The sequence below is a fragment of the Agromyces sp. Marseille-Q5079 genome (assembly GCF_051016555.1).
In the GTDB taxonomy this organism is placed as follows: Bacteria; Actinomycetota; Actinomycetes; order Actinomycetales; family Microbacteriaceae; genus Agromyces.
The window spans coordinates 305,929-324,409 of the sequence record NZ_JBPEJF010000002.1; the positions used below are offsets into that span (position 1 = coordinate 305,929).

General features: G+C 71.7%; 12 protein-coding genes. 6 read left to right on the forward strand and 6 right to left on the reverse strand.

Translation table 11 applies throughout. The features are described 5' to 3' along the window. Positions 1–342 precede the first annotated feature (342 nt). Both ACR3IO_RS05165 and ACR3IO_RS05170 read right to left on the reverse strand, forming a co-directional pair. Positions 343–963, reverse strand: a complete 621-nt coding sequence (locus ACR3IO_RS05165) for a bifunctional 4-hydroxy-2-oxoglutarate aldolase/2-dehydro-3-deoxy-phosphogluconate aldolase (protein WP_434070104.1) — start codon at positions 961–963, stop codon at positions 343–345. Beyond that, positions 960–1,892, reverse strand: a complete 933-nt coding sequence (locus ACR3IO_RS05170; RefSeq protein ID WP_434070105.1) for a sugar kinase — start codon at positions 1,890–1,892, stop codon at positions 960–962. The genes ACR3IO_RS05165 and ACR3IO_RS05170 overlap by 4 nt, the downstream gene beginning before the upstream one ends. Positions 1,893–2,000: 108 nt before the next feature. Here ACR3IO_RS05170 and ACR3IO_RS05175 point away from each other — a divergent pair, with 108 nt between their 5' ends. The 4 genes from ACR3IO_RS05175 (at position 2,001) to ACR3IO_RS05190 (ending at position 6,213) form a co-directional block, all read left to right on the forward strand. After that, a complete protein-coding gene (locus tag ACR3IO_RS05175) occupies positions 2,001–3,335 on the forward strand; it encodes an alanine racemase (RefSeq protein ID WP_434070106.1) in 1,335 nt (444 codons plus the stop codon). Next, complete coding sequence (locus ACR3IO_RS05180; protein ID WP_434070107.1) at positions 3,335–5,011, forward strand: N-acyl-D-amino-acid deacylase family protein; 1,677 nt, start codon at positions 3,335–3,337, stop codon at positions 5,009–5,011. Before ACR3IO_RS05175 ends, ACR3IO_RS05180 begins: the two co-directional genes overlap by 1 nt. 1 nt (position 5,012) lies before the next feature. Further along, positions 5,013–5,744: an IclR family transcriptional regulator gene (locus ACR3IO_RS05185; protein WP_434070108.1), complete on the forward strand. Its 732-nt coding sequence runs from the start codon at positions 5,013–5,015 to the stop codon at positions 5,742–5,744. Positions 5,745–5,829: 85 nt separating this feature from the next. Further along, complete coding sequence (locus ACR3IO_RS05190; protein ID WP_434070109.1) at positions 5,830–6,213, forward strand: RidA family protein; 384 nt, start codon at positions 5,830–5,832, stop codon at positions 6,211–6,213. A 100-nt stretch (positions 6,214–6,313) separates the two neighbouring features. Here the strand turns inward: ACR3IO_RS05190 and ACR3IO_RS05195 are convergent, their stop codons facing one another. After that, entirely contained in the window at positions 6,314–8,626 is a 2,313-nt protein-coding gene (locus tag ACR3IO_RS05195; RefSeq protein WP_434070110.1) for a glycosyltransferase family 2 protein, read from the reverse strand. A 112-nt stretch (positions 8,627–8,738) separates the two neighbouring features. Between ACR3IO_RS05195 and ACR3IO_RS05200 the strand changes: the two genes are divergently transcribed. Then, complete coding sequence (locus ACR3IO_RS05200) at positions 8,739–10,280, forward strand: chitinase (protein WP_434070111.1); 1,542 nt, start codon at positions 8,739–8,741, stop codon at positions 10,278–10,280. Here ACR3IO_RS05200 and ACR3IO_RS05205 read toward each other — a convergent pair. The 3 genes from ACR3IO_RS05205 to ACR3IO_RS05215 form a co-directional block, all read right to left on the reverse strand. Then, positions 10,267–12,591, reverse strand: a complete 2,325-nt coding sequence (locus tag ACR3IO_RS05205; protein WP_434070112.1) for an EAL domain-containing protein — start codon at positions 12,589–12,591, stop codon at positions 10,267–10,269. The two genes, ACR3IO_RS05200 and ACR3IO_RS05205, sit on opposite strands and share 14 nt — an antisense overlap. A gap of 193 nt (positions 12,592–12,784) precedes the next feature. Next, positions 12,785–13,840, reverse strand: coding sequence for an aspartate-semialdehyde dehydrogenase (locus tag ACR3IO_RS05210; RefSeq protein ID WP_434070113.1), 1,056 nt, complete (start codon positions 13,838–13,840; stop codon positions 12,785–12,787). Between the two features lie 213 nt (positions 13,841–14,053). Continuing rightward, positions 14,054–15,325 (reverse strand): aspartate kinase, encoded by a 1,272-nt coding sequence (locus ACR3IO_RS05215; protein ID WP_434070114.1) that lies wholly within the window; start codon positions 15,323–15,325, stop codon positions 14,054–14,056. Between the two features lie 267 nt (positions 15,326–15,592). On the opposite strand from ACR3IO_RS05215, the gene ACR3IO_RS05220 reads away from it, so the two are divergent. Next, positions 15,593–18,433, forward strand: coding sequence for an alkaline phosphatase family protein (locus ACR3IO_RS05220; RefSeq protein ID WP_434070115.1), 2,841 nt, complete (start codon positions 15,593–15,595; stop codon positions 18,431–18,433). Positions 18,434–18,481 lie beyond the last annotated feature (48 nt).

An 18,481-nucleotide genomic window follows, 5' to 3' on the forward strand; every position in this document is an offset into this window, starting at 1 on the left:
CGTGGAAGGTGCAGTGGTGACGCCGCTGTGGTGCAGGATCGGTCCGGCGTAACTGTAAGGGAACCTAACAGAAAAGAAGATAACTGGAAAGAGTCTTTCTAGATAATTTCGGATGCCGCGACGACGGACGCATGCGACCGACGCCGCCGCCGTCGGCGAGACGTCGCAAACGGTCGCGAAAGGGGCGAGATGCCGACCATTTGCGACGTTTCGACGGAGCCCGTGACGCCCGGCGGGCAGCGCCGGCGGGCAGCGTCAGGCGAACAGCGCTGCGGGCGGCGCCCGGCGGGCAGCGTCAGGCGAGCAGCGTCAGGCCAGCAGTGCGGCGCGCAGCGTCGGGCGTCAGGCGAGCAGCGCGGCGAGCGCCGGCAACTGCGCCGGGTCCTCCAGCGCGGAGCCGACGGCGACCGTGCGGGCACCGCCGTCGAGGAACGCCCGCGCGTTCGATGCGTCGATGCCGCCGGTCGCGACGAAGCGCGCCGCCGGGAACGGGCCCGCCATCGCGCGGAACCAGCCCGTGCCGAGCAGCGAGGCCGGGAACGCCTTCATCCAGGTGAGGCCGAGCGCCATCGCCGCCTGCACCTCGGACGCCGTGGCCACGCCCGGAAGACTCGGGAGCCCGGCCGCGGTCGAGGCCCGCACGACATCGGGGTCGAAGCCGGGGCTCACGGTGAACGCGGCCCCCGCGGATGTCGCGAGCTCGACGTGCCGCGCCGACAGCACCGTGCCCGCGCCGACGAGGCGCCCCTCGGCGCGTCCGGCCTCGGCGACGGCGGCCAGGGCCGCGACATCCGCCTCGGACTGGATGGGCAGCTCGACGAGGTCGATGCCGAGGTCCCAGGCGGTGCGGGCGAGCTCGAGGCTGCGCTCCTCGCCGAGGCCGCGGAAGAGCGCCATGAGCGGGCGTCCGGCGAAGAGCTCGTCGAACGCGGCGTTGGAGACGGGGGCGGGGGTCGTGGTCACGGGGTGCCTCTCGGGAAGTCGGCGGTGTCGGCGATGGTGAGCACGGCGCGTGCGTGCCCCGCTCGGAGTCGCTCGGCGGCGGCTTCGCCGGCGAGCATGGCGTGCAGGTAGCCGGCGGCGAAGGCGTCGCCCGCGCCGACGAGCTCGACGGCGTCGACGACGAACGCCGGCACGTGCACGCCGTCGTCGGTCGCGGACCGGTCGAGGCCCTCGTCGCCGAGGCCCTCGCGCTCGTACGAGGTCGCGCCGACGCCGCCGTCCTTCACGACGAGCACGCCCGGTTCGGGCAGCAGCGCGCGAACCTCGGCGGGAGTCGCCGTGCCCCAGAGGCCCTGAGCCTCGTCGAGGCCGACGAAGACGAGGTCGGCACGCGCCGCGAGGGCGAGCAGGCGTTGCGCCGCGGCATCCGTCGACGGCCAGAGCGAGGGTCGGTGGTTGACGTCGAAGCTGACGGGCACGCCGGCCGCGGACGCGCGGTCGAAGAGGGCGTCGAGGAGCGCGTCGCACGACGACGAGAGCGCGGCCGTGATGCCCGACACGTGCAGCAGGCGCAGGCCCTCGATCGGCAGTGCGTCGACGAAGTCGGGGCCGAGCCGCGAGGCCGCGGATCCGGCGCGGTAGTACTGCACTCCACGGCCGGGGTCCTTCACGTAGAGGCCGGTGGGGGCCGATGGATCGCAGCGCACGAGGCTCGTGTCGACCCCGCGCGCGGCGAGCTGGCCCACGAGCCGGCGACCGAGCGCGTCGTCGCCGACGGCACTCGCCCAGGCGGTGGCCGTGCCGAGCGCCGCGAGATGCGAGGCGACGTTGGACTCGGCCCCGCCGGGGTCGAGGTGGAAGCTCGTCGCGGACTCGAGCGGCTCGGCGATCGACGGCGCGACGAGCACCATCGTCTCGCCGACGGTGAGGACTTCTGGACGCGCGGTCACGCCCCTATGCTGAAGGGTGTGCAGATGCAGCGCAACTCTGTTGCAGCATGTGCAACAGATGCACGACGAAGCGCGCGAGAACAACGCGAGAACCCCGAGGAGCAGCGGATGCCACGCCGAATCGACGACCTCGCCGACGAGGTGCTCTCGCCCGCTGACACCGGCGTGCCGGCGCGCGCCGCCGGCCTGACCGTGCGCGAGTTCCTCACGACGGCGCCCCGCCTCGGCGAGTTCTGGACGCCGCTGACGGTGCTCGACGCCGACGCGATGCGAATCAACGCGGCGACGATCCAGGCATGGGCCGAGTCGAAGGGCATGGAACTCATGCCGCACGGCAAGACGACGATGGCGCCCGCCCTCTGGAACCTGCAGCTCGAGATGGGCGCGACCGGCCTCACCCTCGCGACCCCGGGGCAGGTGCGCACCGCACGCTCGTTCGGCGTGTCGAGCATCATGCTCGCGAACGCCATCGTGGCGCCGAGCGCGCTCGCCTTCGTCGCCGGGGAGCTGGCCGACCCCGACTTCTCGTTCCGCTGCTGGGTCGACTCGATCGCCACGGTCGACGCCATGGAGCGAGGGCTGGCCGAAGTCCTGCCCGGCACGGACACCCCGCTCCCCCGCCGGATCGACGTGCTCGTCGAACTCGGTGCGCCCGGCGGTCGCACGGGCGCCCGCACGCTCGAACAGGCCGTCGAGCTGGCGCAGCGCGTCATCGACTCGCCCGCGCTGCGGCTCGTGGGCGTCGCAGGCTACGAGGGCAGCCTCGGCCACGACCGCTCGCCGTCGGCGCTGGCCGCCGTGCGCGGCTACCTCGCAGATCTCGTCGCCCTCCGCGACCTGCTGCTCGACCGGGAGCTCCTCACCCCCGGAAGGACCGCCGCAGACGACATCATCGTGAGCGCGGGGGGCAGCGCCTACCTCGACCTCGTCGCCGAGGCCTTCGCCCCCGCGATCCAAGCGGATGCCGCGGCCGGCCGCCGCACACGATGGATCCTGCGCTCCGGCGCGTCCCTGCTGCACGACCACGGGTTCTACCGCGGCATCTCGCCCCTCGACGACCTGCTCGAGCCGGCCATGCGCGGCTACGCCCGCGTCGTCTCCCACCCCGAGCCCGGCCTCGCGCTGCTCGACGGCGGCAAGCGCGACTTCCCGTACGACGAGGGGCTGCCCGTGCCGCTCGGCGTCGCCGCGGCCCTCACCGGAGCAGCGACCCGTGGCGAGGACGCACGCGAGCTCGCCGCGGCATCCGTCACGGCGCTGAACGACCAGCACGCGTTCCTCCGCGCCGACGAGCCCGGCGAGTCCCTGCCCGTCGAGGTCGGCGACGTCGTCTCGCTCGGCCTCTCGCACCCGTGCACGGCCTTCGACAAGCGCCGCTGGCTGCCCGTCGTCGAGCGCGCGGGCAGCGACCTCGTCGTCGACCTCGTGCGGACGTTCTTCTGATGTCGGGCGACGTGCGCATCCTCCGCGACGTCGTCCCCGTCGACGGCGACTCGGGTGCCGGCGCCGAACTCGCCGAGCCCGTCGACGTCGTCGTGGTCGGCGAGCGCATCGCGCGTATCGAGCTGCGCGGCACGACGCCCGACACCGACGCCGCACAGGTCGTCGACGGCGGCGGGCGCCTCCTGCTCCCCGGCTTCGTCGACGCCCATGCGCACGCCGACGGCCGGATCTTCGACGACGACGTGCAGCTCGCCCTCCTCCGCCAGGGCGTGACCACGGTCATCGGCGGTCAGGACGGCGTCTCGTACGCCCCCGGCGACGGCGGCTACGCGAGCGAGTACTTCGCCGCGATCAACGGCTCGCATCCGGGCTACGATGGCGGCGGCATCCGCTCGCTCCTCGCGTCGTACGACGGCACAGCCGCGGTGAACCAGGGCCTGCTCGTGCCCGCGGGCACCGTGCGCGACCTCGTCTGCGGGCGGTCGACGGATGCCGCGGGCCCCGCCGAGCTCGACGCGATGCGCGCGCTCGTGGCCGACGGCCTCGCCGAGGGCGCGCTCGGCCTCTCGACGGGGCTCGACTACGTGCCGGGCGTCTTCGCCGCGACCGACGAGCTCGCCCGCCTCGCCGAACCCGTCGCGGCGGCCGGCGGCGTGTACGTGTCGCACATGCGCGGCGGCTACGAGGCGAACTCGGCGGCGGGCATCGCCGAGATCGAGGCCATCGCGCGGCACGCGGGCGTCGCCGTGCACGTGTCGCATTTCCACGCCGAGCCGCCGATCGTGCACGACCTCATGGGGCGGCTCGCGGCATCCGGCGTCGATGCGAGCTTCGACGCGTACCCGTACACGCGCGGCTGCTCGATCCTCGCGATGCCCGTGCTGCCCGCCTGGCTCACCGTGCGCCCGACCGCCGAGGTGCTGGGCGTCATCACCGACCCGGCCGAACGCCGGCGCCTGCTCGACGAGTGGTTCCCGACCATCGTCGACTACCCGAGCCTCGGCCCCGACTGGCCCGAGATGCTGACCCTCGCGCACGTCGCCGCGCCCGCCTACGACTGGGCGCACGGGCTCACGATCGGCGCCGCCGCGGTTCGGGCGGGCACGAGCGCCGCCGAGTTCGCGCTCGACGTGCTGGCCGCATCGCGGCTCGAGGTCAACGTCGTCATGGCGGTGCGCTACACCCGCGACGACGCCGACCTCGCCGCGATCCTCGCCCACCCTCGCGCGCTGGGCGGATCCGACGGCATCTTCATCGGCGCCCACCCGCACCCGCGGGCGCGAGGCTCGTTCGCTCGGTACCTGCGCCTGCTCGTCGCCGAACGCGGTGCCCTCTCCTGGTCGGATGCCGCGGCCCTCGTCTCGACGCGCGCCGCCGACCGCTTCCGCCTCGGCGATCGCGGCCGCGTGCGCGCCGGCGCCGTCGCGGACCTCGCGCTCGTCGACCCCGCGCGCGTCGCCGATCGCGCGACCTACGACGACCCGCTCGCCCTCGCCGAGGGCATCGACGACGTGCTCGTCGCCGGCGTGCCCGTGCTCGAGGGCGGCTGGCTGACCGGGGCGACGCCCGGCCGCGGCATCCGCCGTTCGGATCACCCGAGTCGCTCGGCTGCCCCGAATCGCCCGGCTCGCCCGACCGCGGCCGCCGTCGCCACGGCCGCGCCGAAGGAGGCCTGACATGTCGCAGTCCGTCACGCGTGCCGCGCACATCATCGACGCGATCGCCGCCGACCCCCGCACGGTCGCCGAACTGGCCGAGGTGTTCGGCCTGCACCGTTCGACGATGTTCCGCGAGTTGCAGGCCCTCGAGGAGGTCGGCTGGGTGCGCCGGCGCAGCACCGGCCGCTACAGCCTCGGCACCCGGCTCGCCGTGCTCTCGAAGGAGGCGCTCGACTCGCTCGACCTGCGCGAGGCGGGCGGCGAGCACGTGCGCCGGCTGCAGCGCCGCACCGGCAACACCGTGCACCTCGCCGCCCTCATGGACCGCTCGATCGTCTACGTCGACAAGGCCGAGGACGAGTCGGGCGTGCGCATGTACTCGCGCATCGGCAAGGCCGTGATCCCGTACTGCTCGGCCGTCGGCAAGGCGATCCTCGCGAACCTCGACGAGCCCCGCCGCGACGCCGTGCTCGACGGCGTCACCTGGGAACGCTTCACCGACCTCACGATCACCACGCGCGAGCGGCTCGACGACGAACTCGCGCGGGTGCGCGCCCGTGGGTGGGCGACCGACGACCGCGAGTTCGAGCCGTACGTCAACTGCCTCGCGGTGCCCATCGACAGCCCGCTCGGCGTCGTCGGCGCGATCTCGGTCACCGCCGTGCGCGTCGTCGCCGACCTCGACCGGCTGAAGACCTTCCTGCCCGCCCTGCGCGAGGCCGCCGCCGCCATCTCGGCCGAGATCTCCTGACCGGCCCGCCACCGTTCGCCGCCACCGGTCACCGCCACCCACCGCCGTCCACCACCGAACCACCGAAACCCCACCTGGAGGAACCATGTCCAAGACCGCCGTCACCCTGTCGAACGCCCCCAAGCCCGCCGGCCCGTACAGCCACGGGGTCGTCGCCAACGGCTTCCTGTACACCGCCGGCTTCGGCCCGCAGGACCCGGCCACGGGCCTCGTCGTCGAGGGCGGCGCCGCCGAGCAGACCCGCCAGGTGCTGCGCAACATCGGTGCCGTGCTGGCCGAGTACGGCCTCACGTTCGACGACGTCGTGAAGGTCACCGCGCACCTCGAGGACCTCGCCGACTTCGCCGAGTACAACGTCGCGTACGCCGAGTTCTTCACCGAGCCGTACCCCGTGCGCACCACGGTCGGCTCGCGCCTCGCGAACATCCTCGTCGAGATCGACGTGGTCGCGGCGATCCCGCAGGCCTAGCCCCGAAGGTCCGCCCAAGGGGCCGAGCGGATGCCGCGGCGCATCGCCCGCGGCATCCGCTCGCACCGTTCGGCCGGCAGACCTGCCGTCGGCTCGGCCGTCAGCCCTGGCGCCCGGCCGCTCGCCGCCGACGATCGTGGTCGCGGCGCAGGTCCCGGTTCAGGCGCCGGTCGCCGTGGTAGAGGATGCCCTCCCAGTCGACCGGCTTCGGGGCGGCATCGGCGGCCGGCCCGGCGACATCCGCCGCGGCCTTCGCCTTCGCCTTCGCGCGATCGGGCACGTACAGCCAGTTGAGCAACCCCAGCCAGATGTCGACGAACGAGTTGCGGATGCCGATGTACGCGCGGATCGCGTAGAAGGCGAGTACCGCGTTGAAGGCCGCGAACGCCGCGTTGCCCCAGTTCTGCGCGAGCACGTCGCGCCACAGCGTGAGCAGTGAGAACGCGACGATCAGGTACGGGATGACGATGTAGATCGCGGGCGCGGCCGTGCGGTCCTTGACCTTCGGCGTGCGCACGAACGGGATCTTCTCGCCCGTGAGCGCCTGCTGCATCGACTTCAGCACGCCCGCGAGGTTGACCGGCAGCAGCACCAGGTTGAACCCGTAGATGCGGAACACGTCGGAGTACCGATGACCGCAGTAGTGCAGGTCGCTGGACATCGCGATGAAGTACGGCAGCGCGGCGAGGAACACGACCGGCGAGAGCAGCCGGCTGTCGTACGGATACGCCAGCAGGAACAACAGGCCGAAGCTCGCCCACGCGATCGAGGCCATGTAGTTCGTGCGCAACCACATCTCGCGCACGAGGATGCGCTCGCTGCGGAACCGGCGGTCTCGCGCCTGCTTCCACAGCTTCGGCATGATGAGCAGGCCGCCGTTCGCCCACCGGCGGCGCTGCACCACGAGTGAGCCGAAGTCGGGCGGCGTCGCCGAGTAGCTGAGCCGTTCGGGGTAGTTGATGAGCGTCCACCCGTGGGCGCCGAGGTCGATGCTCGACTCGGTGTCCTCGATGACCGTGCGGTCCTGGATGTAGGTCGCGATCTCGAAGCCGCCGACGGTCTCGATCTCGACGATGTCCTCGATGGCGCGCTTGCGGATCACGGCATTCGCGCCGACCCAGAAGGTGGCGCCGTAGTAGCTCATGCCCTGGTGCAGGATGTGCTGCAGGTCGGTCGTCGCGCCCGCGATGCGCTCGATGCGGGTGGGCGCGCCGCGGAACGACGAGTACGGCGTCTGCGTCACCGCGACGCGCTCGTTGCCCGGCTCCTCGAGGAAGTACACGAGGCGCACGCAGTAGTCGCGCAGCAGCAGCGAGTCGGCGTCGAGCGTGAGCAGGTACGTCGTGTCGGGCACGTACAGGTCGGCGAGCGCCGGGTCGTCCTCACGGCGCAGCAGCGTGCCGCCGGCGGACTCCTCGGTGCGCCAGCCGCGGCCCATGAGCCCGATGTACGCGTTGAGGTTCATCGCCTTGTTCGCCTCGTGCGAGAGCGACGCGTAGCGCTTGCGCTGGAACGACGACGCCTTCACCGAGAAGATGCGCTCGAGCCTGAGGTGCAGTTCGAGCATGCGGTCGGCGTCGGGCAGCGCCGACTGGTCGATCGCCGCGCGCAGGGCGAGCAGGCTCAGCCGGAGCTCCGACGCCAGGCCCATGAGCACCTGGTCGACGAAGAACTCGTCGACGTGGTCGACCACCGGTTCCTCGTCGGCCATGGTCTCGAGCCAGACGGCGGCGGACTCGTAGTCGTCGGCGAGCGCCGCGAGGTGGGCGGGCGTCACCGAACCACCCGAGCGGATGCTGCGCTCGAACGCCTCGCGCGCCTCGGCGAAGTGCAGGGCGGGGCCGCGCAGGGCCTGCTCGATCTGACCGGGCAGGGCGAGCGTCGCCGCGAGGCGGGCACGGTCGTCTTCGGATGCCGGGACCACGGGGTCGTCGACGAGCAGCACGACGCGGAGGTCCGCGTACTCCTGGAGCGCGGCCGACCAGAGCGTGCCGCGCACGACGCCCGGCTCCTCGGCGTAGGAGGGCACGAGCACCGTGATGCCGCCGGCGTGCTCGCGGAAGTGGCGGTCCAGCTCGGCCCGGGGCACCCGGCGATGATCGCGGAACCGGTACAGCGCGCCCTGCCGGGCGAGCAGGTACATCGAGGCCGAGAACGTCAGGAAGCTGACGACGACGAGGTATCCGATCGCCTCCATCGTGAACCGGAAGCCGCCCGGTTCCTCGATGAACTCGCGGATGATCGTCGTCACGACGTAGATGATCCAGAACACGACCGTGAGCACGATCGCGACGCGCCCCCACGCGATCTTCGCGACGCTCGGTCGCGCGTGCACGATCGACATCGGCTCCGAGCGCCGCTCGGCCCCCCATTGGCGCTTCCGAGCTCGCGGAAGCTGCTGTTCGTCGGTCATCCGGCCCCCCGTAACCGTTGCGAAAGCAACGTCTGTAGGATACGACAGGGGGCTCGAGCATGGTGCGGACGGCTGCCCGCTGCCGTTCGTCACACCGAACCCTGCGAGGGCCATGTCGAAGCGATTCCCCGGACGCCACGTCTCGCCGCTGCGCCTCACCGTGCTCGTCGGCGTGATCGCCGCCCTCGTCTTCGCCGGCTTCCAGGGCTGGCGCTGGTTCGAGGACAGCCGCACCGAGACCAGCGAGCCGTGGTTCGCCGCATACGTCGACGTCACCGCGACGCCGTTCTTCCCGTTCGAGCAGCCGCGGAGCGATGCCGATCGCGACGTCGTGCTCTCGTTCGTCGTCGCCGATCCCGGCGACCCCTGCGAGCCGTCCTGGGGCGGGGCGTACTCCCTCGACGAGGCCGACACGACGCTCGACCTCGATCGTCGCGTCGCGCGCGTGCAGCAGCAGGGCGGCGAGGTGCTCGTCTCGTTCGGCGGCGCCCTGAACGACGAGCTCGCGGTCGCGTGCACCGACGAGGCCCGCCTCGCCGACGCGTACGCCGCGGTGCTCGATCGCTACGACACGTCCGGTCTCGACCTCGACATCGAGGGCGACGCACTCACCGACACCGCGTCCGTCGAACGTCGCGCCGACGCCGTGGCACAGGTGCAGGCGCGGGGCGCCGCGGCCGGCTCGCCCGTCGACGTGTGGCTCACGCTGCCGGTCACGCCCGACGGCCTCACCCCCGACGGCACCGCCCTCGTGGAGACCATGCTCGCCGCGGGCGTCGACCTCGCGGGCCTCAACGTGATGACCATGAACTTCGGCGACAGCAAGCCCGAGGCGCAGTCGATGGGCGACGCGTCCGTCGACGCCCTGCAGTCGACCCATCGCCAGCTGGGCGTGCTCTACGACCGCGCCGACACGCCGCTCACCGACGCGACGCTCTGGAGCAAGGTCGGCGTCACGCCGATGATCGGCCAGAACGACGATGTCGACGAGGTCTTCACCCTCGACGACGCCTCGACCGTGAACGCGTTCGTGCTGCAGGAGGGCGTCGGGCGCACCTCGATGTGGTCGCTGAACCGCGACGTCACCTGCGGCCCCAACTACGACGACCTGCAGCGCGTCTCGGATTCGTGCAGCGGGGTCGACCAAGGCGACCTGACCTTCGCCGGGGTGCTCGGCGCCGACCTCGACGGCCTGCCGCTCTCGGGCGTCGGCGCGACCACGGCACCCGAATCGCTCCCGCCCGTGCCGACGGACGACCCGGCGACCAGCCCGTACCCGATCTGGAACGAGGACACGTCGTATCGCGCCGGATCGAAGGTCGTCTGGCGGCAGAACGTCTACGAGGCGAAGTGGTGGACGAAGGGCGACCTGCCCGACAACCCCGTGCTCCAGGAGTCCGAGACCCCGTGGACGCTGATCGGCCCGGTGCTGCCCGGCGAGACGCCGGTTCCCGTGCCGACGGTGCCGCCCGGCACGTACCCGGAGTGGGCGGGTGACGTCATCTACAACCAGGGCGATCGGGTGCTCTTCGACGGCCTGCCGTACGAGGCGAAGTGGTGGACGCAGGGCGACAGCCCGCGCGAGTCGGAGGTCGACCCCGACAGCTCCCCGTGGGCGGCGGTCGACGCCGCCGACATCGTCACGGAGGAGTGACCGCGACCGGTCCCGTGCGCCGGAGCCGCGCGACCGTCTCCTCCGCCGAGGCAGGCCGCCCGAACAGGAAGCCCTGGGCGCTGCGGACGCCGAGACCGGCGAGCACGCTCACGGCCGCGGCATCCTCGACCCCCTCGACGACGAGCGCGTAGTCGACGTGGTCGCCGAAGCTCTGGAGCGAGCGGATGCCCTCGACGAGGCGCACGTCGGAGAGGTCGCTGATGAGGCTCCGGTCGATCTTCAGGATGTCCATCGGAATGCGCACCAGCGCGTCGACGCTGGAGTCGGCGGCACCGTAGTCGTCGAGCGCGATGAGGATGCCGTGGCTGCGCAGTCGTTCGGCCTGGTCCCGGAGCAGGTCGCTCACGCTCGCGACCGAGCGCTCGTTGAGCTCGAGGCAGAGCGTGACGTCGTCGAACTCCCGCGCGATCTCGACGAAGAAGTCGCCGAGCCGTTCCGGCAGCACCTGCTGCGCCTCGACGTTCACGGTCACGCAGGAGACCTCGGCGGTGATCGAGCGGAACTCCCGGGTCTGCTCGAGCGCAGTCCTCGTAATGGATCGGGTGAACTCGTCGAGGAGCCCGAGCCGCTCCACCGCACGGACGAACTCCGAAGGTGCGAGGTCGCCGGCCACGTCGTCGCCGACGCGCACGAGGGCCTCGAACGCCCAGATGCGCTGATCGACCAGGCTGACGATCGGCTGGTAGGCGATCGTGTACGACTGCTCCGCGACCGCCCGTGCGACGAGGTCGTTGAGGTGCGCGGAGCGATGCTTCGAGACGCCGAGGTTGCCCTTGCGGCGTTCCTTGCCCCGTTCCTTCGCCGTGCGCTTCACCGCCAGCATCGTGCGGTCGGCGTCGTCGACGAGCCGGGAGACGTCCTCCTCGCGGTGCTCGGAGTACGCGAGTCCGACGCTGAGGCGCGGCGTGATCCGCACGCCGTCGATCTCCAGCGGGCGCGCGGTGTTCTCGAGGATTCGCTCCGCGATCAGCTCCGCCTGCCCGAGCGACGAGAGCTGGGAGAGGATGATCGCGAACTCGTCGCCGCCGACCCTCGCGACGAGGTCGCTCGGTCGCACCGAGTCGACGATGCGCCGTACGACGTGGGTGAGCACCTCGTCGCCGAAGCCGTGGCCGTGACGGTCGTTGAGCGGCTTGAAGTCGTCGAGGTCGACGTAGAGCACGGCCATCGCATCGTCGAAGCCCCGACCGGCGTTCAGCGCCGAGAGGTTCTCGTGGAACGTGCGGTAGTTCGAGAGCCCCGTGAGCCCGTCGGTACGGGCGCGTCGTCGCAGGTCGCGGAGGTCGGCCCTCGAGCGCACCACGAGCCGCTGGATGTGCACGAGCGCGGCGACGATCCGTCGGTCGCCTTCGTCGAACGCGGGCGCGTTCACCACTCGACGCGCCACGAGGCGGCGACTCCCGTCGTCGGAGAGCACGGCGTCGATGTCGCGTCGCTCCCCTGCGACGGCCCCGATCGTGACCTCGTCGGCGCCCGCGGCGTCGCGCACGAGGTCGATCAGCATCGCGTCGACGTCGTCGACGTCGTCCCATGGCAAGCGGATCGCGGCGCCGAGGACGATCCTCAATTGGCGCGCGAGCGTGCGGAGGCGAGCCGCGAGCGCGAGCACGACGAACACCGCGGCCACGGTGACCGCGAGCAGGCCCGCGAGGGCGGCGTCCCGGCTCAGCGTCGAGGCGTCGGCGACCGACGTCGACAGCAGGATCAGCAGCACGGATGCCGCGACGACCAGGCCCCAGAGCCGAAGCAGCGCGATCGGCCGCAGGCCCGAGACGCCGACGCCGCCGTCCCTGCCCCAGCGCCCGCTCCGACGACCGAACTCGATCGCGAGGAGCGTCACGATGTAGGCGGTCGCCGCGGCGACTGCGGCCGCGATCGGGAGCACGCCCGCCCGGATGACCGCCTCGAACACGAGGAGGAACGCGAGCGCCGCCGTCGCCCCGAGACCCGCCGCGTAGAGCGCCAGTCCTGGCCGGCGCAACGTGATCGCGTAGCCCGCGAAGACGCCGATGGCGTACACGCCCGCGGCTGCGAACGGGTCGACGACCCCCGCGACGAGCACGAGCAGGGCGACCGCACCGCCGAAGCTCGGCATCTCGGCGGTCGTGCCGACCGGCACCCGGAACGCCGAGGCGGCCGCGATCGAGGCGATGAAGAGCAGGGCGACGAAGATCGTGCCGGTCGGCAGGCGAGCGACCTCGACGATCGCAACCGCGGCCAGGACGATCGCGACCACGGCGGCCAGCACGAGGAACACGCGCTCCACGGTGTCGAGTCGAGCGATCCTCATGGCGCCAGTGTATTCACCGGGGGGATCTCGACGCCCGCGCGGCATCGGTCCGGCGGATGCCGGGGGCCGGTGCGGCGCCGGTCCGGCGGATGCCGGGGCCGGTGGTGGCGTGCCCGGGGCCCTGCCCGGAATCAGCCACCGGCAACGACGAACGGCCGGCCCCGAAGGACCGGCCGTTCACGTTGGAGCGGGCTCAGACCGCCGCGGGCAGCTTCGCGGCGATGAGCTCGGCGATCTGCACGGCGTTCAGGGCCGCGCCCTTGCGCAGGTTGTCGTTCGAGACGAAGAGCACGAGGCCCTTGCCGTCGGCCGCCGACTGGTCCTGGCGGATGCGACCGACGTAGCTCGGGTCGGTGCCGGCTGCCTGGAGCGGCGTGGGCACGTCGCTGAGGGCGACGCCCGGGGCATCCGACAGCAGCTCGGTGGCGCGCTCGGGCGTGATCGGGTTCGCGAACTCGGCGTGGATCGACAGCGAGTGCCCGGTGAAGACCGGCACGCGCACGCACGTGCCCGCGACGCGGAGGCCCGGGAGCTCGAGGATCTTGCGGCTCTCGTTGCGGAGCTTCTTCTCCTCGTCGGTCTCGAGGTCGCCGTCGTCGACGATCGAGCCGGCGAGCGGGATCACGTCGAACGCGATCGTGCGCGGGAACTTCTGCGCCTCGGGGAACTCGACGGCGCGGCCGTCGTGCACGAGCTGGATGGCGTCCTGCGCGACCGCGGCACGCGCCTGCTCGAGCAGCTCCTCGCCGCCCGCGAGCCCCGCGCCGGACACGGCCTGGTACGTCGAGATCATGAGTCGCTCGAGGCCGGCCTCGTCGTGCAGCACCTTCAGCACGGGCATGGCCGCCATCGTGGTGCAGTTCGGGTTCGCGATGATGCCCTTCACGGCCTCGTCGATCGCGTGCGGGTTGACCTCGCTGACGACGAGCGGGACCTCGGGGTCCATGCGCCAGCCGCTCGAGTTGTCGACGACCGTGACGCCGGCCGCGGCGAACCGCGGCGCCTGCGCCTTGGAGAGCGTCGCGCCCGCCGAGAAGATCGCCACGTCGAGGCCGGTCGGATCGGCCGTCGAGGCGTCCTCGATGACGATGTCCTCGCCCTTCCACGGCAGCGTCGAGCCCGCCGACCGCGCCGAGGCGAAGTAGCGGATGGACGCGACCGGGAAGTCGCGCTCCTCGAGCAGGCGCCGGACGACCGCGCCGACCTGACCGGTGGCGCCGACGACGCCGATGTTCACTCCCTGTGCCATGCGTTTTCCCATCTCTGCGGGCTGCGGTGCCACCGCGCCCGTACGACTGTCATTCCAGTGTGCAGGACTCCGATGCCGGTTCAGGACGGAATCCGAGAAATCGTCCTGTTCTGGCAGGTTCGGCCCCATCTGCGGCAGTCGAGCGGATGTCGCTGCATCCGCTCGCCCGCCGGGCGACCCCGTGCTCGGCCGAGTGCGCTCGGCCGAGTGCGCTCAGCGGCCGGTGCCGCCGTGCACGACCGCGTCGACGTCGGAGTCGAGGTCGAAGGCCGTGTGCACCGCGCGCGCCGCATCGGCGACGCTGTCGGCGCGGGTCACGACCGAGATGCGGATCTCGCTCGTGGAGATCATCTCGATGTTGATGCCGGCCTCGTAGAGCGCCTCGAAGAGCTTCGCCGAGACGCCCGTCGCGCTGCGCATCGCGTTGCCGACGAGCGACAGCTTGCCGATCTGGTCGTCGTACTGCAGCGACTCGAAGCCGATCTCCTTCGCGTTGGCGAGGGCGGTCAGCGCCTTCTCTCCGTCGGCCTTGGGCAGCGTGAACGAGATGTCGGTGCGCCCCGTGGTGGCCGCCGACACGTTCTGCACGATGACGTCGACGTTGGCGTTGGTGTTCGCGACGATCTTGAAGATCTTCGCCGCGACGCCCGGCTTGTCGGGCACGCCCACGACGGTGATCTTCGCTTCGGACAGATCGACCGCGACTCCGGCGATGACGGACTCTTCCACAGCTGCTCCTTCGGGAAGACGCGAGGGGTCGTAGACGATGGTCCCCTCGTTGTTGTTGAACGACGAACGCACGTGCAGGGTCACGCCGTGGCGGCGCGCGTACTCGACCGCACGGATGTGCAGGACCTTGGCCCCGGATGCCGCGAGCTCGAGCATCTCCTCGCTCGTCACGCGGTCGAGCTTGTGCGCACGCTTGACCATGCGCGGGTCGGAGGTGAACACGCCATCGACGTCGGTGTAGATCTCGCACACGTCGGCGTTCAGCGCGGCCGCGAGGGCGACGGCGGTCGTGTCGCTCCCGCCGCGGCCGAGCGTGGTGATGTCGCGCGACTCGCGACTGAAGCCCTGGAACCCCGCGACGATGACGACTGCGCCCTCGTCGAGCGCCTCGCGGAGGCGCACCGGGGTGACGTCGACGATGCGGGCAGCGCCGTGCGTGGCATCCGTGATCATGCCGGCCTGGCTGCCCGTGAAGGAGCGCGCCTCGTGGCCCATGCTCTTGATCGCCATCGCGAGCAGCGCCATCGAGATGCGCTCGCCCGCGGAGAGGAGCATGTCGAGCTCGCGCGGCGCCGGAAGCGGCGAGACCTCGTTGGCGAGATCGAGCAGTTCGTCGGTCGTGTCGCCCATCGCGGAGACGGCCACGACCACGTCGTTGCCCGCCTTGCGGGTCTCGACGATGCGCTTGGCCACGCGCTTGATGCTCTCCGCGTCGGCGACGGAGGACCCGCCGAACTTCTGCACGATCAAGCTCACGTGGTCTCCAAGGGGGTAGGAATGGCGCCGGAATGCACCTCGGAACGCCGGAACCCCCATCATACGGCGGCGCGTATACGCCGCTCGCAATGTGACGGCGGCCCGCCCCAGTGACTCGGGCCCGACGCGCACGTCGGGCGGAACCGAGTTGTCCGCTCAACTTCCCCACCACGTCGTAAGGACTTCACCTCCGCGTCGCCTTCGCGTGGCCCGATCCCCCACCTCCGCCTGACAGGTTCGGATTCCCGACGAAGAGAGGAACCACCCGTGCGAAGAAGACACCGCGCAGTCGCGGTCTCGGCCGGCTGCCTGAGCGTCGCGCTCCTGCTGCCCGCCCTGCCCGCCGTCGCCCACGAGGACGACGAGGCCGACGCTGCGCCGCTCGCCGCGTCGTCGTTCACCGAGGACTTCGATGCGCTCACTCCCGCGCTCGGGCCCTCGGTCCACGAGACGCACATCCCGAGCAGCACGCTCGGATGGACGCCGACCGCGCCATCCGGCTGGACCGTGACGAACGACGCGTCCATGGGCGCCAAGGGCAAGAGCGAGTGGCGCGGCTGGACCTTCGCGACCCCGGCGTTCTGGGCGGCGGCGCAGGGCGGCCAGGGCCGAGAGGACTTCTCCAAGGGCTCCGGCGTGATCGCGGTCGCCGACAACGACGAATGGGACGACGGCAACACCCCCGGCGAGCAGCTGTACGCGAGCACCCTGACCTCGCCCGCGATCGCCGTGGCCGGCGGTTCGACCGTGCACGTGAACTTCGACTCGAACTACCGGCAGACCGGCCCGCAGGTGGCCGCTCTCGACGTCTCGTTCGACGGTGGGGCGCCGCAGCGCCTGTTCGAGTACTCGACCGCGGTGCTCGGCGACCAGGTCTACCTCCAGAACCGAACGCTGACCCAACCCGTCGCCGTGCCGCAGGGCGCCGCCTCGATGAAGCTGAGCTGGGTCATCGAGAAGGCGACCAACGACTGGTACTGGGCCGTCGACGACGTGAGCGTCGACGCCGCACCGCGTGCCGGTGCCGAGTCCCCCCTGCCCGACCCCGGCCCGCAGCCCTCCGACGTGCCCGACGGCATCAGCTCGCGCAAGGTGCTGTTCATCGACTTCGACGGCGTTCGCTACGACAAGCTCCGCGAGTACGCGACGCCGAACATCGACGCCCTCGCGGCGAAGGGCCAGATCGGCGTCGGGTTCATGCAGGACAACGCGCTCGGCCCGACGGTGTCCGGGCACGGCCACGCGAACCTCCTCTCCGGTGTCTGGGTGGACAAGCACCACTCCCCCGACAACAACTTCACGAACCCGAACATCGAGGCCTACCCAGACCTCCTCACCCGGCTCGAAGAGGTGAACCCCGGCTTCTCGACGTTCTCGACCGCCGACTGGAAGCCGCTGAACGACCACCTCATCCTCCGCCCCGACGTGAAGATGCAGCAGACCGGCGCCTCCGCCGCGGCGACCGACGAGCAGAGCGTCGCGGACGCCGTCGAGGTGCTCGGTACCCGCGACCCCGACGCGATGGTCGTCTACCTCCACAACGGCGATGCCACGGGTCACGCGTACACGGCCGAGTCGCCGCAGTACAAGGCGACGATCGAGAAACTCGACCGACAGGTCGGGCAGCTCGTCGACGCGATCGAAGCGCGCGAGGCGGCGTCCGACGAGGACTGGCTGATCCTCGCCTCCACCGACCACGGCTTCACGGGCTACGGTCACGGCGGCGACCAGCACCTCACCCGGATGATCTGGACTCTGGCCTCTGGCGGCGACGTGCCGGCCACGGGCACGGCGACGCGCCAGTGGCGTCAGGTCGACATCGCCCCGACCGCACTCGAGCACCTCGGCGTCGAGATCGACCCGGCATGGGGCCTCGAGGGCGTACCGATCGGGACGCCGTCATCCGACCCGTTCGACACCGTCGCAGCGCAGCTCCAGGGCGTCGTCGACGAGCCTGCCAAGCCGGCCGACACGATCGGGTGGACGAAGCAGGCGCCGACCGGCTGGGAGATCGACGAACGGACGCCGACCGTCGGCGTGACCGAGTACCGCGGCTGGTCGTTCATGGACGGCGAGTTCTGGGCCTCGAGCGAGGAGGGTCAGGGCCGCGGATCGTTCGTGCGGGCCCGCGACGTGATCGCGGTCGCCGACCCCGACGAGTGGAACGACCTGGGCGACCCCGCAGCGGGCGGCTCGCGGTTCGACTCGACGCTGTACTCGCCGTGGCAGGCAGTGCGCCCCGGCGGCACCGTGGACGTCTCGTTCCTCCAGCACTACCGGCAGTCGACGAAGGACGCCCAGCACGCCGAAGTCGTCGCAGAGTTCGATGACGGCACCAGCCAGGTGCTGTGGAGCCGCGACGCGTCGCAGGGCCTGCTGTTCGAGATCGACCAGCCCGTGTCGCTCTCGACGGTCGCCCCCGCGGGCGACGTCGGCCGGGTGCGGATCGGCTGGCGCCTCTCCGACGGCGGGAACAACGGGTACTGGGCGGTCGACGCTCCCGAGATCCACGCGGATGCCGCGGTCGCGCCGTCGATCAGTGCCTCCATCGCTCCCGGCGCGCTCCTGCGCGGCAAGGCCGACGTCACGATGACGGTCACGGGCGAGGACCTCGAGGCGTTCCACGCCCAGCTCTACACGGCGGCCGGCACGCAGGTCCCGTCCGTGAAGGGCTACGCCTGGGCTCCGGAGACCGACGCCCTCACCCTGCCCGCGGTCGACTTCAGTGCGCTCGCGGACGGCGCGTACACCTTCGTGTTCTCCGCCAAGAGCCGGAACGGACTGCGCGACGAACTGAAGGTCGGCGTGGTGGTCGACAACACCCGACCCGAACTGGCCGTCACCGTCTCCGACGGACGGGTCGCGCTCACGGCAACGGATGCCTCCGGCCTGCGTCGCGCCGCAGTGAACCTCTACGACGCGGCCAACGCGAAGCTGCTCAAGGCGATCGGCTCCACGCCTGCTGCTACGCCGATCGGGGCGACCGAGTGGACGGGCGACTGGGCGCTGCCGGCAGGCCTGGCCCCCGGGGTCTACACCGCGCGCGCCGCGGTGACCGATCTCGCGGGCAACACGCGCACCGTCACGACGAGCGTGACCATCCCGTAGACGGAGCCGTCCGGCGCCGATCGGCGCCGGATGCCGGGTCGGTATCGA

What these genes read in the sequence shown, in the direction of transcription:
- ACR3IO_RS05180 (WP_434070107.1), top strand. Translation starts at nt 3,335, where the DNA reads ATGTCGGGCGACGTGCGCATCCTCCGCGACGTCGTCCCCGTCGACGGC.
- ACR3IO_RS05200 (WP_434070111.1), top strand. Translation starts at nt 8,739, where the DNA reads ATGTCGAAGCGATTCCCCGGACGCCACGTCTCGCCGCTGCGCCTCACC.
- ACR3IO_RS05190 (WP_434070109.1), top strand. Translation starts at nt 5,830, where the DNA reads ATGTCCAAGACCGCCGTCACCCTGTCGAACGCCCCCAAGCCCGCCGGC.
- ACR3IO_RS05210 (WP_434070113.1), bottom strand. Translation starts at nt 13,840, where the DNA reads ATGGCACAGGGAGTGAACATCGGCGTCGTCGGCGCCACCGGTCAGGTC.
- ACR3IO_RS05205 (WP_434070112.1), bottom strand. Translation starts at nt 12,591, where the DNA reads ATGAGGATCGCTCGACTCGACACCGTGGAGCGCGTGTTCCTCGTGCTG.
- ACR3IO_RS05195 (WP_434070110.1), bottom strand. Translation starts at nt 8,626, where the DNA reads ATGACCGACGAACAGCAGCTTCCGCGAGCTCGGAAGCGCCAATGGGGG.
- ACR3IO_RS05175 (WP_434070106.1), top strand. Translation starts at nt 2,001, where the DNA reads ATGCCACGCCGAATCGACGACCTCGCCGACGAGGTGCTCTCGCCCGCT.
- ACR3IO_RS05185 (WP_434070108.1), top strand. Translation starts at nt 5,013, where the DNA reads ATGTCGCAGTCCGTCACGCGTGCCGCGCACATCATCGACGCGATCGCC.